The sequence below is a fragment of the Streptomyces sp. JLBJ103 genome (assembly GCF_058215575.1).
Genome location: NZ_CM177089.1, coordinates 5070735 through 5084949, shown reverse-complemented (window position 1 = coordinate 5084949; position 14215 = coordinate 5070735). Strand labels below are relative to the sequence as shown.

14 protein-coding genes and 1 pseudogene are annotated in these 14215 nt (G+C 70.7%); 10 read left to right on the top strand and 5 right to left on the bottom strand.

Annotation, left to right across the window (positions count from 1 at the left end):
- The first annotated feature begins 43 nt into the window (after window positions 1-43).
- The 5 genes from AC4BEG_RS22450 (at window position 44) to rbsD (ending at window position 6027) form a co-directional block, all read left to right on the top strand.
- On the top strand, window positions 44-1060 hold the full coding sequence (locus AC4BEG_RS22450; protein ID WP_490701541.1) for a LacI family DNA-binding transcriptional regulator: 1017 nt from the start codon (window positions 44-46) through the stop codon (window positions 1058-1060).
- Window positions 1057-2643, top strand: a complete 1587-nt coding sequence (locus tag AC4BEG_RS22445; protein ID WP_490701540.1) for a sugar ABC transporter ATP-binding protein — start codon at window positions 1057-1059, stop codon at window positions 2641-2643. The genes AC4BEG_RS22450 and AC4BEG_RS22445 overlap by 4 nt, the downstream gene beginning before the upstream one ends.
- On the top strand, window positions 2633-4582 hold the full coding sequence (locus tag AC4BEG_RS22440) for an ABC transporter permease/substrate-binding protein (RefSeq protein WP_490701539.1): 1950 nt from the start codon (window positions 2633-2635) through the stop codon (window positions 4580-4582). Before AC4BEG_RS22445 ends, AC4BEG_RS22440 begins: the two co-directional genes overlap by 11 nt.
- A gap of 117 nt (window positions 4583-4699) precedes the next feature.
- Window positions 4700-5626 carry a ribokinase gene (gene rbsK, locus AC4BEG_RS22435; protein WP_490701538.1) on the top strand — a complete coding sequence of 309 codons (927 nt, stop codon included), beginning with the start codon at window positions 4700-4702 and terminating at the stop codon, window positions 5624-5626.
- Window positions 5623-6027, top strand: coding sequence for a D-ribose pyranase (rbsD, locus tag AC4BEG_RS22430; RefSeq protein WP_490701537.1), 405 nt, complete (start codon window positions 5623-5625; stop codon window positions 6025-6027). The genes rbsK and rbsD overlap by 4 nt, the downstream gene beginning before the upstream one ends.
- Window positions 6028-6394: 367 nt before the next feature.
- Here rbsD and AC4BEG_RS22425 read toward each other — a convergent pair whose 3' ends face one another.
- Both AC4BEG_RS22425 and AC4BEG_RS22420 read right to left on the bottom strand, forming a co-directional pair.
- A complete protein-coding gene (locus tag AC4BEG_RS22425) occupies window positions 6395-6862 on the bottom strand; it encodes an NUDIX domain-containing protein (protein WP_490701536.1) in 468 nt (155 codons plus the stop codon).
- Window positions 6855-7610, bottom strand: coding sequence for a DUF5919 domain-containing protein (locus AC4BEG_RS22420; RefSeq protein WP_490701535.1), 756 nt, complete (start codon window positions 7608-7610; stop codon window positions 6855-6857). Before AC4BEG_RS22420 ends, AC4BEG_RS22425 begins: the two co-directional genes overlap by 8 nt.
- Window positions 7611-8120: 510 nt before the next feature.
- On the opposite strand from AC4BEG_RS22420, the gene AC4BEG_RS22415 reads away from it, so the two are divergent.
- The 4 genes from AC4BEG_RS22415 to AC4BEG_RS22400 all read left to right on the top strand — a co-directional run bounded on the left by AC4BEG_RS22415 (window position 8121) and on the right by AC4BEG_RS22400 (window position 9563).
- Window positions 8121-8432 (top strand): hypothetical protein, encoded by a 312-nt coding sequence (locus tag AC4BEG_RS22415; protein WP_490701534.1) that lies wholly within the window; start codon window positions 8121-8123, stop codon window positions 8430-8432.
- Window positions 8432-8650, top strand: coding sequence for a hypothetical protein (locus tag AC4BEG_RS22410; protein ID WP_490701533.1), 219 nt, complete (start codon window positions 8432-8434; stop codon window positions 8648-8650). Before AC4BEG_RS22415 ends, AC4BEG_RS22410 begins: the two co-directional genes overlap by 1 nt.
- 144 nt (window positions 8651-8794) lie before the next feature.
- A complete protein-coding gene (locus tag AC4BEG_RS22405; protein ID WP_490701532.1) occupies window positions 8795-9040 on the top strand; it encodes a hypothetical protein in 246 nt (81 codons plus the stop codon).
- A 100-nt stretch (window positions 9041-9140) separates the two neighbouring features.
- Window positions 9141-9563 carry a hypothetical protein gene (locus tag AC4BEG_RS22400; RefSeq protein ID WP_490701531.1) on the top strand — a complete coding sequence of 141 codons (423 nt, stop codon included), beginning with the start codon at window positions 9141-9143 and terminating at the stop codon, window positions 9561-9563.
- On the opposite strand, the gene AC4BEG_RS22395 is transcribed toward AC4BEG_RS22400, so the two are convergent.
- Genes AC4BEG_RS22395 through AC4BEG_RS22385 form a run of 3 tightly spaced genes read right to left on the bottom strand, consistent with a single transcriptional unit; the run spans window position 9491 to window position 12725 of the window.
- Window positions 9491-10399, bottom strand: a complete 909-nt coding sequence (locus AC4BEG_RS22395; RefSeq protein ID WP_490701530.1) for a sugar phosphate isomerase/epimerase family protein — start codon at window positions 10397-10399, stop codon at window positions 9491-9493. The genes AC4BEG_RS22400 and AC4BEG_RS22395 overlap by 73 nt on opposite strands.
- Window positions 10396-11568, bottom strand: a complete 1173-nt coding sequence (locus AC4BEG_RS22390; RefSeq protein ID WP_490701529.1) for a dihydrodipicolinate synthase family protein — start codon at window positions 11566-11568, stop codon at window positions 10396-10398. Before AC4BEG_RS22390 ends, AC4BEG_RS22395 begins: the two co-directional genes overlap by 4 nt.
- Entirely contained in the window at window positions 11565-12725 is a 1161-nt protein-coding gene (locus AC4BEG_RS22385; RefSeq protein WP_490701528.1) for a Gfo/Idh/MocA family protein, read from the bottom strand. The genes AC4BEG_RS22390 and AC4BEG_RS22385 overlap by 4 nt, the downstream gene beginning before the upstream one ends.
- A gap of 179 nt (window positions 12726-12904) precedes the next feature.
- Here AC4BEG_RS22385 and AC4BEG_RS22380 point away from each other — a divergent pair.
- A pseudogene (locus AC4BEG_RS22380) lies at window positions 12905-14108 on the top strand (RNA-guided endonuclease InsQ/TnpB family protein); the annotation flags it as partial.
- Window positions 14109-14215: the final 107 nt, after the last annotated feature.

Sequence of the window (14215 nt, the reverse complement as noted above, 5' to 3'; positions counted from 1 at the left end):
GATTCCAATCCTCCGTGTAATCGATTCCACGAGGAGGTGGACGATGCCGGCCATCAAGGACGTGGCGCAACGGGCCGGGGTCTCCGTCGCGACGGTTTCGCGGGTGCTCAACCAACACCCCTCCGTCCGCGCGGACACCCGGGAGCGCGTGCTCGCCGCGGTCGCCGAGCTCGGCTACCGCCCCAACGCCGTCGCCCGCTCGCTGCGCACCGACCAGACCCGGGCGCTCGGACTGGTCATCAGCGATGTGCTCAATCCGTTCTTCACCGAACTGGCCCGCTCCGTCGAGGACGCGGCCCGCGCCCTCGGCTACAGCGTGGTGATCGGCAACGCCGATGAGCGGCCCGATCTCCAGGATCACCACGTACGCACCCTGATGGACCGCCGTATCGACGGGCTGCTGGTCTCCCCCACCGACGGCGGCTCGCCGATGATGCTGGACGCCGCCCGCACCGGTACACCCATGGTGTTCGTCGATCGCTGGATCGAGGACGAGAGCCTGGCCGCGGTACCGGTGGTGCGCACCGACGGCCGCGGCGCCATCCGCGACCTGGTGGCCCATCTGCACGCGCTCGGCCACCGCAGGCTCGCCATCATCGCGGGCCCGGCGGCCACCACCACCGGACGCGAGCGGGTGGACGCCTTCCGCGCGGCGCTGCGGGAGTTCGGGCTCGCGCTGGACGACGGCCACATCGGCCAGGGCGACTTCCAGGCGGACAGCGGACGCCGGGTCACCGCCCGCTTCCTCGATCTGCCGCGGCCCCCGGACGCGATCTTCGCCGCGGACAACCTGATGGCGCTCGGCGCGATGGACGAGATCCGCGCTCGCGGGCTGCGGGTCCCCGACGATGTCGCGCTGGCCGCGTTCGACGACATCCCCTGGTTCGTCCACACCGATCCGCCGATCACCGCCATCGCCCAGCCCACCGGGGAGCTCGGCCACGCCGCCGTCCGCGCGCTGGTCGACCTCGTCGAGGGCCGCCGCGCGGAGTCGGTGACCCTCTCCGCCCGCCTGGTCACCCGCCGCTCGTGCGGCGAGCCCGAAGGGAGCACGCCATGAGCACGACGCCCCGTGTCACCGAAGAGCCGTCGCGGCCGGAGTCCGAACTACTGCGGATGGAGGGCGTCCGCAAGACCTTCCCCGGTGTGGTCGCCCTGGACGGCGTCGACTTCGATCTGTGCCGCGGCGAAGTGCACGTCCTGCTGGGCGAGAACGGCGCGGGCAAGAGCACGCTCATCAAGATGCTCTCCGGCGCCCACCGCCCCGACGGCGGCCGCATCCTCGTCGACGGCTCCCCGGTGCGCATCGACGGCGCCCAGGACGCCGAACGGCTCGGAATCGCCACCATCTACCAGGAGTTCAACCTCGTCCCCGACCTCAGCGTCGCCGAGAACATCTTCCTGGGCCGCCAGCCGCGCCGCTTCGGCATGATCGACCGCCATACGATGCACCGCCGCGCCGCCGAACTCCTCGCCCGGGTCGGGGTGGACGTCTCCCCCACGACCCGGGTGCGGGACCTGGGCATCGCCCGGCTCCAGATGGTCGAGATCGCCAAGGCGCTCAGCCTGGAGGCGCGCGTACTGATCATGGACGAGCCGACCGCGGTGCTCACCACCGAGGAGGTCGACAAGCTCTTCCGGATCGTGCGCACCCTGCGCGAGGACGGGGTCGGGGTCGTCTTCATCACCCACCACCTGGAGGAGATAGCCGCCCTGGGCGACCGGGTCACCGTGCTGCGCGACGGCCGCAGCGTCACCCAGGTCCCGGCCGCCACCGAACAGGACGAGCTGGTGCGGCTGATGGTCGGCCGCTCCATCGAGCAGCAGTACCCGCGCGAGCGCGCCGAGGCCGGTGAGCCGCTGCTGAAGGTCGAGGGCCTCACCCGCGACGGCAGCTTCCACGACATCGCCTTCGAAGTGCGCGCCGGTGAAGTGGTGGGCTTGGCCGGTCTGGTGGGCGCGGGCCGCACCGAGGTGGTGCGGGCACTGTTCGGCGCCGACCCCTACGACTCCGGCACCGTCGAGGTCGCGGGCCGCCCGCTGCCCCGCCATGACGTGGTGGTCGCCATGGCTGCCGGTGTCGGTCTGGTACCGGAGGACCGCAAGGGCCAGGGCCTGGTCCTAGACGCCTCTGTACAGGAGAACCTCGGCCTGGTCACCTTGCGTTCCGCGAGCCGGGCGGGCCTGGTCGACCGGGCCGGGCAGCGGCGCGCCGCCGAGCGCGTCGCGGAACAGCTGGCCGTCCGGATGGCCAGTCTCGACCAGCGGGTGCGCACCCTCTCCGGCGGCAACCAGCAGAAGGTCGTCATCGGCAAATGGCTGCTCGCCGAGAGCAGGGTGCTGATCCTCGACGAGCCGACCCGCGGGATCGACGTGGGCGCCAAGGTCGAGATCTACCAGCTCATCAACGAGCTCACCGCATCGGGCCACGCGGTCCTGATGATCTCCAGCGACCTTCCCGAGGTGCTGGGAATGAGCGACCGCGTCCTGGTCATGGCCCAGGGCCGGATCGCCGGAGAGCTGACCGCGCGGGAAGCGACCCAGGACGCCGTGATGGCCCTGGCAGTGAAGGACGTCAAAGACGCCAAGGACGCCGTCGAAGGCGTCGGCGTCACGGAAAAGGAGGGCCCCTGTGGCAACTGACACGCGTAACGCCACGAAGGACCCCGGGGGCCCGGCCGCCGTGCGCCGCGTGCTGCTCGACAACGGCGCGCTGAGCGCGCTGGTACTGCTGGTGGCGGCCATGTCGCTGCTCTCCGGCGACTTCCTGACCACCGACAATCTCCTCAACGTCGGTGTCCAGGCGGCGGTCACCGCGATCCTCGCCTTCGGCGTCACGTTCGTGATCGTCTCCGCGGGCATCGATCTGTCCGTCGGCTCGGTGGCCGCGCTCTCGGCCACCGTGCTCGCCTGGTCCGCGAGTTCACAGGGGCTGCCGGTGGGGCTGGCGGTGCTGCTCGCCGTCGGCACGGGCATCGCCTGCGGTCTGGTCAGCGGTGCGCTGGTGTCCTACGGCAAACTGCCGCCGTTCATCGCCACGCTGGCGATGCTCTCGGTCGGCCGCGGTCTGGCGCTGGTGATCTCGCAGGGCAGCCCGATAGCCGTCCCCGACTCGGTCTCCAACCTCGGTGACACCCTCGGCGGCTGGCTGCCCGTTCCGGTGATCGTGATGATCGTGATGGGTCTGATCACCGCGGGGGTGCTCGGCCGTACCTACCCGGGCCGCGCGATGTACGCGATCGGCGGCAACGAGGAGGCGGCCCGGCTCTCCGGGATCCGGGTGGCGCGCCAGAAGCTCGTCGTCTACGCGCTCTCCGGCGGTTTCGCGGCCGTCGCGGGCATCGTGCTGGCCTCCCGGCTGTCCTCGGCGCAGCCCCAGGCGGCGGTCGGCTACGAACTGGACGCCATCGCCGCGGTCGTCATCGGCGGCGCGAGCCTGTCCGGCGGGGTCGGCAAGGCGTCCGGCACCCTGATCGGCGCGCTGATCCTCGCGGTGCTGCGCAACGGGCTCAACCTGCTGGAGGTGTCCGCCTTCTGGCAGCAGGTCGTCATCGGTGTGGTCATCGCGCTCGCCGTACTGCTGGACACCCTGCGCCGCCGCGCGGGCTCCCGTCCGGCCACGTCCGGCGATCCGGCCGGAGGACCGGAGGGGCCGGGGCGTAAGGCGGCCGCCACGGCGGGGCGGTTCGCGGTGGCGGCGGTGGCCGTCGGCGCCGTGGTGCTCGCCTCCTCCTTCCTGCACTCGGGCGGCTCCGGGGGCAAGGACACCAAGGTGGGTCTGTCGGTCTCCACGCTCAACAACCCCTTCTTCGTCCAGCTGAAGGCGGGCGCGCAGGAGGAGGCCAAGGCCGCCGGGGTGAGCCTGACCGTCACCGACGCCCAGAACGACGCCTCCCAGCAGGCCAATCAGATCCAGAACTTCACCAGCCAGAACATGAAGTCGATCATCATCAACCCGGTCGACTCCGATGCCGCGGGCCCGTCGGTCAAGGCGGCCAACAAGGCCGGTATCCCGGTGCTCGCCGCCGACCGCGGCGTCAACAAGGCCGATATCGAGTCCCTGGTGGCCTCCGACAACATCGCGGGCGGCAAGCTGGCCGCGAAGACGCTGGCCGAACAGCTCGGCGGCAAGGGCAAGATCCTGGTGCTCCAGGGCGTCGCCGGAACCTCGGCCTCGCGGGAGCGTGGCCAGGGCTTCGCGGAGGGGCTGAAGGCGTACCCGGGCATCAAGGTCGTCGGCAAGCAGCCCGCCGACTTCGACCGGGCCAAGGCGCTGGACGTGACCACCAATCTGCTCCAGTCCCACCCGGGTGTGGACGGGGTCTTCGCCGAGAACGACGAGATGGCGCTCGGCGCGGTCAAGGCGCTGGGCTCCAAGGCGGGTAAGTCCGTCAAGGTCGTCGGCTTCGACGGCACCCCGGACGGCCTCAAGGCGGTGGAGAACGGCACGCTCGCCGCGACCGTCGCCCAGCAGCCCCGCGAACTGGGCAAGATGGCCGTGCGGAACGCGATCCGGGCCGCCAAGGGCCAGGACGTCGACACGACGGTGAAGGTGCCGGTGAAGGTCGTGGCGGCCAAGTGAGCCCGGGGCGCGCCCGCTTGGCGGCGCATCCGCCAGAGGGTGCGCCCCCTTGGCGGCGCATCCGCCGAAGGGCGACCCGCCGACACCCGTAACGCAAACGCGAAGGGACAGACACCTATGCACGACTACGACCTGTTGGTCGTGGGATCCGCCAACGCCGATCTGGTGATCGGGGTCGAGCGCCGCCCCGGGCCGGGCGAGACCGTCCTCGGTTCCGACCTGGCCGTCCACCCGGGCGGCAAGGGCGCCAACCAGGCCGTCGCCGCCGCCCGTCTGGGGGCCCGGACAGCCCTGCTGGCCCGGGTCGGCGACGACGACCACGGCCGTCTGCTGCTGGACTCACTGCGGACGGCCGGGGCGGACACCTCCGGTGTGCTCACCGGAGGGGCGCCCACCGGGGTCGCGCTGATCACGGTGGATCCGTCCGGCGACAACAGCATCGTGGTCTCCCCCGGCGCCAACGCCCGGCTCGCCCCGGAGGACGTACGGGCCGCGGCGCCGCTGCTGGCCTCCGCGCGGGTGGTCTCGCTCCAGCTGGAGATCCCGTTGGAGACCGTGGCCGAGGTGGTCCGCGCGGCGGACACGGGCTCGGACGGGCGGCCGGGGCCGCGGGTGGTGCTCAACCCCTCACCGGCCGCGCCGCTGCCCGGTGAGGTGCTGGCCTGCTGCGATCCGCTGGTGGTCAACGAGCACGAGGCGCGGTTCCTGCTCGGCGACGATCCGGCGGGCGGCTCCACGGAGCCCGAGGAGTGGGCAGCGGCCCTGCTGACGCGCGGCCCGCGCTCGGTCGTGGTGACCCTGGGCGAGCGGGGCGCGCTCGTCGCCGACGGCGGTCGTACGGTCCGGGTGCCCAGCCTCCCGGTCGAGGCCGTGGACACCACCGGCGCCGGGGACGCCTTCACCGGGGCGCTCGCCTGGCGTCTGGGCGTCGGCGACGACCTGGAGACGGCGGTGCGGTTCGCGGTGCGCGTGGGCGCCACCGCGGTGACCCGGGCCGGTGCCCAGCAGTCCTTCCCCACCGCCGAGGACGTGGCGCGGCGGTGAAACGGGCAGGAGTCATCAACCGCCACCTCAGCGCGGGGCTGGCGCTGTTGGGCCACACCGACACGGTGATGGTCTGCGACGCGGGTCTGCCGATCCCCTCCGGCCGCGACGGCCCGGTCGTCGTCGACCTCGCCTTCGTCCTGGGGATGCCGTCCTTCGAGCAGGTGCTGACCGGGCTGCTGGACGAGCTGGTGGTCGAGGGGGCCACGGCCGCGTATGAGGTGCGGGACCACAACAAGGAAGCGACCGCGCTGCTGACGGGGCTCTTCCCCGACCCGGCGCTGACGCTGGTACCGCACCAGGAGCTGAAGGCGCTGACCGGCCGGGCACGGCTGGTGGTCCGCACCGGGGAGGCGCGGCCGTACGCCAATGTGCTGCTTCGGTGCGGGGTGCCGTTCTGACGCGCGACGCCGTGGCGCACCGTCGCTTACGCACACTTCTGAGCACACTTCGAGGGGCCCGGTCCGCAGACCGGGCCCCTCGTATCCCCCTCCTCAGGGCTTCCCCTCGATCCCCCCGGATCCCTCCCCAGGAAGCCCGACGCCCCGTACGACCTGCCGGGGCCCGGAAGGGTTGCACGATTTCCCCGAGTTATCGATCCGTTACCTGAAGCCCGTCGGCCGACCGCCTCCGGACCGCGTCGGATGTCCGGAAGACAGCGGCTCGTCTCGCGGTTAAACCTTGTCAGGGACGGCGAGGCCATAGAACGCCATGCCGACACGACGACGGCCCCGCCGGGCGACGAGGCCGTATGTCCGCACGTGCCGACTACCGAGCGGCGGGCATATTGCCGTCGCGCCAGTCATTCACCCGCTTTCGGATGCTGGGAACCATCGGGAGCGCGTCGACCTCTCCGGGCTCGAACCAGCGCACATCCGTGGACTCCTCGGACACCGCCAGTTGCCCGGCCACAGGACGCGCCAGGAAGCAGATGGAGAACTCTTGCCGTACCTCACCATCGTCGTAGGCAAAGACGTGATGCGGGTTGGTGTAGGTGCCGACAATGCCGATGATCTCGACGTCGAACCCCGTCTCTTCGCGTGTCTCCCGAACCGCGCACTCCGGCAACGACTCTCCGATGTGCATAGCACCACCGGGAAGCGCCCACATGTCGTTGTCACGCCGACGCTGTAGCAGGATGCGCCCGGCACCGTCGAGGACGACGACGGAAGCAGCCGGAACCAAGCTGTTCGCGGCCGGGGCATTCGGGTCGTCCTCGTAGTCACGCCTACCCACACTTTTCCCCTTCCCATACCGGAGCGCCCCGCTTCCACAGTTCCTCGACATGCGACGCGAAGCGATCAAACATGCCGTTGTCCTGGTGACGGCGCAGATGCAACGTGGGGGCGTCGTACCCCACGCTGTGAGTCAGCAGAGGCGTAACGATCATGTCGTCATCGAAGCGGAACACGGATAAGTACGCGTGCCCGTCGCTGTACCTCGCATCGATGCCCGGCTGACTTCTGATCTTCTCCAGTTCGGCGAGCGTCACGCGAATGCGCGTGGACAACGTGAGCGCGACGCCTTCATCCTGTTCGCGCGACCGCGTGAGATCACCATCAGGGTCACCGAGCAGGAAGCGCACCCGGCATCCTTGGGCGGCCTTACGTCGCAGCGCGGTACCGAAACGAGCTTGTTCGAGCCACAGGAAGTAGTTCGTGTAGCCCGCGAAGGTCAGCTCTCGCTCAGCCTTGGTGATCAAAGACCGCCACAGCGAGGCCGGGCAACCGGACCGATACGGATAGACGGAAACGACCTCACGGTCCGGACCAACCTTGATCGCCTTCTTCGCGGCTGCTGGCCATAACACCGCCTCGTCCTCTCCGAGTGCTTCGCAGACGGCCCACCGGTGGCGGGCACGGGGCACCCGCCCGGTCTCGGTGATCCACCGTCCGACGGTCTTGATATCGACACCGCAGCTCTCTGCCAACTGCCGGTCTGTCATTCGGGCTTGAAGCATGGCCCGGCGCAGTGCTTCGTTCACGGGTACCCCCTGGGACGTTAGGCACGCTTCACACGGTAAACGTGCTCCGTGCCTAACGGTCACCGAACGAGGTAGGAACGCACCACCAGGGGCGGGAGTGTAGGGGGAGTAACGCATGGACCCCCGCGACCGTGGTTGGACGGCCCGGGGGCGTGGCCATCAACCCTGGGAGGTTGACGACATGCATGACCTTACTCACCGTGTACTCGTTTGGGTGAGGGCGGTTTGCGACTTACGGCCTTCCGGCCGTCACCGGGCCGTTCCGGTCGTCCTCAAGCCCTATCCGGCGCCTTCCCGGCCTGTGGCACGGGCCGCGGACTCCGCGACCGCCGGGTCCCGACTGGTCCCCGTGCGCCTGCATGGCGACTCCCCAACTCTCGAACTGCGCCTGCCACTGGATGGCGAGCTGCCCGCGATGGTGCGGCCCTACGTCGCTGCCCACGAGCAGCGACGGAACAGCGGGCCCCGCGTTGAGCCGGTGTGTGCCCCGCACGGCATGCTGGTGACCCGGTGACCGCCAACGGCCGAACCACGCCCGCCCCTGGCTGCGCTCTGTGCGCCACCCCCGGCGACTTCGGGCACCGGGACCCCGCAGACCCACCGTCGGGTCTGTGCCCGGCGTGTATCGCGGCGGGCAAGCCCACCCGCGACGGCCTGGAACAGGCCGTCGTCATCGTCGCCGGACAGAGCCTCGCCGCCGCTGAGTCCCTGAGTCTGGCCACCGCCACATCCGAACAACTCGCCTACCACCTGGGCGCGGTGAAACGCAGCCTGCGCGCGGTCCTCCAACTCCTGGCCCCCGTCGGGGAGGGAGGCAGGTGATGGGCGACAACCGGCCGCACGGGGACGAGCGGCCTCGGATGACGATGCGCGTCTACACCGTGGCGCGCAACGGCATCGTGACCGCGCAGCGCGCGATGGTGGCCGTCCTCGTCTCCAAGGACAGCATCGACCCCTACGCGTTGGGGCAGGCGTGGCCGCCGTGCCAGTGTCCCCGCCACCGCGACCACAACAGGCCGGACCGCCACCGGCGGACCTGAGACGGCCGTCCGTCCTGCGCCTCTCCCCCCCTGACGCAGGACGGACGGTCCCCAGGTGGCCCCGGTCGCCGTGCTCCCCCGTGGCAGACGACCGAGCCACCCCCAACACCCCCGCCACGAACGACCGAACGGAACACCACCCCTGTGATCTCGCACATCACGATCGACCGGCGCGACGCCCGCTACGACCACCACGCGGAGCAAGCCGTCCTGCCCGTGACCGTCCACCACCGTGACGGCCGGACCGAACCCACCCGCCTCGTCATGAAGCCCGGCCAAATCGAGCTGTACATGATCCAGCTTGAACAGATCATCCACGCGCGAACGAACGAGGGGAAGCGGGACCGGGAAGCGACCGGGACAGTGAACCAGCCCGCGCACCGGAGGTAGGCCACCCCAAGCGCGGAGTCACCGGCCCCCGGCCCGTCGCCGAACTCCCCTGGCTGAACTGTTAGTTTCATGTCCTTTGCGTTCCGACGGAGGGATGAACATGAACGGGGCGATCGAGGAGAGCGTGTGGGTGACGCGGGCACAGCGCAAGCGCGCCTGCGGGGCAGGACTGCTGTTTCTGGCGGGGCTGAGCTGGGCGGTGCTGGCCCTGCTGATGTTCACCCCGTTCGAGACCGGGGAGTACTCCAACCACTGTGACGCGCCCGCCTTCCGCGATCATGTCTACGAGGACTGCGAGGAGGAACGTCCCTGGACGACCATGACCGGGATCCTCGCGGCCTCCGTCCCGCTCGGCATGCTGGGCATGGGGCTCTACACCAGCGGCACCACGACCCTCCGGGTGCGGGAGTACGTCTCCGAGGTGATGATCGCGGCCAAGGCGCCGTCCGGTCAGCCCGCCGGGTCGGGTGGTCCGGACGGGACCGGTGAGGGCGACGGCTCGGCCGGCGCCAAGGACGCGTAGCGGTCGGCGACTTCCGCCAGCACCTCCGCCCCGTCCCGCTCCCACAGTGCCGGGTTGAAGATCTCGACCTCGATCGGCCCGTCGTACCCGGCCGCGTCGACCCGCTCGCGGAACCAGCGCAGATCGATCGAGCCGTCCCCGAGCTGACCTCGGCCCAGCAGCACACCCGCCGGGAGCGGGGTGATCCAGTCCGCGAGCTGGAAGGCGGCGATCCGGCCACCGGCGCCCGCGCGGGCGATCTGCGCGGCCACGGTGTCGTCCCACCACAGGTGGTAGGTGTCCACGACCACGCCCACCCGCTCGGCCGGGAAGCGCTCGGCCAGGTCCAGCGCCTGGGCGAGGGTGGAGACCACACAGCGGTCGGCGGCGTACATGGGGTGCAGCGGTTCGATGGCCAGCCGCACCCCGCGCTCGGCGGCGTACGGGCTCAACTCCCCCAGCGCGTCGGCGATCCGCGCGCGGGCGCCGGGCAGATCGCGGCTGCCGGGCGGAAGGCCACCGGAGACCAGGACGAGGGTGCCGGTGCCGAGGGTGGCGGCCTCGTCGATCGCCGCGCGGTTGTCGTCGAGGGCGGCGGCTCGCTCGGCCGGGCCTGTGGCGGTGAAGAAGCCGCCCCGGCACAGCGAGGTGACGGCCAGCCCGGCGGTGCGCATCAGCCGCGCGGCGGCCTCGACCCCGTACGCCTGGACGGGCGCCCGCCACAGGCCGACACCGGGCACCCCGGCCGCCGCGCAGCCCTCGGCCAGCTCGGGCAGCGACCACTGCCGGATGGTCTCCTGGTTGAGACTCAGACGGCTCAGACGGCTCAGGTGCTCCGGCCGGTTGCCACCGCTCACTGCGCGACCCCCTGGACGATCAGCAGATGCCGCATCCGCTCGGCGGCCCGCTCGGGATCCGGGAACAGCCCGAGCCCGTCGCCCAGTTCGTACGCGCGCGCCAGATGCGGCAGCGAACGGGCCGACTGGAGGCCGCCCACCATCGTGAAGTGCGCCTGGTGCCCGGCCAGCCACGCCAGCAGCACCACCCCGGTCTTGTAATAGGGGGTCGGTTCCTGGAAGAGATGGCGGGCCAGCTCCACCGTCGGGTCGAGCAGCGCGCGGAAGCCCGCCACGTCGCCCGCGTCCAGCGCGCGGACGGCCTCCGCGGCCAGTGGCCCCAGTGGGTCGAAGACGCCGAGCAGGGCGTGGCTGGCGCTGTGGTCATCGCCCTCGATCAGCTCGGGGTAGTGGAAGTCGTCGCCCGTGTAGCAGCGCACCTCGTCCGGGAGCAGTCGGCGCAGTTCGATCTCGCGGCGGGCGTCGAGCAGGGAGACCTTGATGCCGTCGACCTTGGCCGGGTGGGCGGCGATCAGCTCCAGCACGGTGCGGGTGGCGGCGTCCAGGTCGGCGCTGCCCCAGTAGCCCTCCAGCGCCCGGTCGAACATCGGCCCAAGCCAGTGCAGGACGACCGGAGCGGACACCTGGTCCAGCAGCCGGCCGTAGACCTCCAGGTAGTCCTCGGGTCCCTTGGCCACGGCGGCCAGCGCCCGCGAGGCCATCAGCACCGCGCGGGCGCCGGACTCCTCGCAGACGGTGAGCTGTTCCTCGTAGGCGGCGCGCACCTCGTCCAGACCGTACGGCCATCCGATCCCGGTGACGGCGAGCTGATCGGTGCCCGCACCGCAGACGATCCGCCCGCCCACCGCCCTGGCCTCGGCGGCCGAGCGGCGGATCAGCTCGGCCGCGCCGGACCAGTCCAGGCCCATCCCGCGCTGCGCGGTGTCCATCGCCTCGGCCACGCCGAGGCCGTGGGACCACAGATGGCGGCGGAAGGCGAGGGTCGCGTCCCAGTCCACGGCGGCCGGACCGCCGGCGCCGGTGTCGGCGTACGGATCGGCCACCACATGGGCGGCCGCGAACACCACGCGGGAGGTGAGCGGGGCGCCGTCGGGGGTGAAGCGGGCGGGTTCGGTGCGCGGCCGATAGGGGCGGGTCGCGCGGCCCGGCGCGGGGAGGCGGAGGATCACAGGCTCAGCTCCGGTACGTCCAGCCGGCGGCCCTCGGCCGACGACCTCAGCCCCAGCTCGGCGAGTTGGACCCCGCGGGCCCCCGCCAGCAGGTCCCAGCGCCAGGGCTCGTCGAGTGCGACATGGCGCAGGAAGAGCTCCCACTGTGTCTTGAAGCCGTTGTCGAACTTCTCGTTGTCCGGGACCTGCTGCCACTGCTCGCGGAACGCCTCGGTGGCCGGGAGGTCGGGGTTCCACACCGGCTTGGGGGTGGCCGAGCGGTGCTGGGCGCGGCAGTTGCGCAGGCCCGCGACGGCGGAGCCCTCGGTGCCGTCGACCTGGAACTCGACCAGCTCGTCGCGGTTCACCCGCACCGCCCAGGAGGAGTTGATCTGTGCGATGGCGCCGCCCTCGAGCTGGAAGACGCCGTACGCGGCGTCCTCGGCGGTGGCGTCGTACGGTTTGCCCCGCTCGTCCCAGCGGGTCGGGATGTGGGTGGTGGCCTGCGCCTGAACGCTGCGCACGGCGCCGAACAGCTCGTGCAGTACGTACTCCCAGTGCGGGAACATGTCGACGACGATGCCGCCGCCGTCCTCCGCGCGGTAGTTCCAGGACGGTCGCTGGGCGTCCTGCCAGTCGCCCTCGAAGACCCAGTAGCCGAACTCCCCGCGCACGGAAAGGATTCTGCCGAAGAAGCCGCCGTCGATGAGGCGCTTCAGCTTCAGCAGCCCCGGGAGGAAGATCTTGTCCTGGACGACCCCGTGTTTGACGCCCGCCGCGCGGGCCAGCCGGGCCAGTTCCAGGGCCGCGTCCAGGCCGGTGGCCGTCGGCTTCTCGGTGTAGATGTGCTTGCCCGCCGCGATGGCTTTCTTGAGGGCTTCCTCGCGGGCCGCGGTGATCTGTGCGTCGAAGTAGATGTCCACGCTCTCGTCGGCCAGGACGGCGTCCACATCGGTGGACACATCGGCGACCGGGTCCAGCCCATGGCGCTCGGCGATCGCCTTCAGCGCGCACTCCCGGCGGCCGACGAGCAGCGGCCGCGGCCACAGCACCCGCCCGTCCCCGAGGTCGAGGCCGCCCTGTTCCCGCAGGGCGAGGAGGGACCGGACGAGATGCTGGCGGTAGCCCATCCGGCCGGTCACACCGTTCATGGCGATCCGCACGGTCTGGCGTGTCACCGAACCTCCCGGAGGATGCCCCAGGCTTCAGCCTGAGGCGGAATCCGGCTTCCCGCGGAGCGGGGCAGGGAAAGCCGAATCGCCGCCGGGCGATTCGGCGTCCGCCATCCGCGCTGGTGAGGAACACGGCAAAGATCAATAGGGCTCAACTGTCAGTCCTCCCGGATAGGTTCGGGTACATGACGACAGAAGCGACGACGGAGAACGCCGGGCACGCCCGGTACACCTTCCGTGTTCGCCTGTCGGTGACGGCCCGGCGCGCACTCGAAGCCGAATGGGACCGGTGCCGCTGGGTGTGGAATGAGTGCGTCGCGAAGTCCAAGCAGGTCCACCGGGTCGCGAAGGCCACCGGCGAGAAGTTGACCTGCGGACCGGCTCAGCTCGACAAGATGCTGACCGACGCCCGCAGGATGACGCCGTGGCTGCGTGAGGGAAGCTCGGTTCCACAGCAGCAGCTCATACGCGACTTCGGCAAGTCCCGATCCAAAGCGCTCAAGGACATCAAAGACCGGCTGCCGATGCGGCAGCGGGCCGGGATGCCGAAGTACAAGAAGAAGCGCGATGCCCTTCCGACACTGAACTACACCCAGCGCGGATTCCGGTTGAAAGACGGGCGCCTGCGCCTCGCGGGCGGGATCGTCGTACGCCCGGTGTGGTCGCGTGAGCTGCCCGAGCCGCCGTCCAGCGTGCGCGTGTACCGCGACAGTGTGGGGCATTGGTGGGCGAGCTTTGTTGTCCCCGCGCAGACCGAGAACCTGCCTGCCACCGGCCGTGTGATCGGCATCGACTGGGGCGTCAGGGAGACCGCGACCACCACATCCGACGAGTACGACCTTCCCCACGCGCAGCACGGGACGAAGGCTGCGGCGAAGCTGACGCGGTACGACCGCATGATGGCCCGGCGCAAGCCGAAGAAAGGCCACGCCGCCTCGAAGGGCTACCGCGAGGCGAAGAAGCTGCGGGCGAAGCTGCACAAAAAGATCGCCCGCCAGCGCGAGGACACCGGCCGTAAGTGGGCGAAGAAGGTCGCGACCGGCCACGAAGCCATCGCCGTGGAGGACTTCCGCCCGAAGTTCCTCAGCCGTACCACCATGGCCCGCAAGGCCGCTGACGCGGCGATCAGCGCCACGAAGAGGGCCCTGATCGAGATGGGCCGCAAGCACGGCCGTGCCGTGCACCTGGTACACCCCGCGCACACCACCATGGACTGTGCGCAGTGCGGAGCGAGAACCAAGCACGCACTACCTCTTTCCGAGAGAACGTATGCCTGCACCGCGTGCGGAGCCGTCTCGCCCAGAGACAAGAACTCCGCCCGCGTGATGCTGGTCCGGGCTGGTCTCGTACCCGGCTAGTGCAGATCGTGTAAGACCTGCTGGTCCGCCGGGCCGCAGGCGACGTGAGCTAGGAATCCCCCTCCTTCACGAGGGGGAGGAGTCAAGTGGTTTCTTCTCCTCACGGGACGGCACGGTAAGCGCTTTCTGGATCTTTCA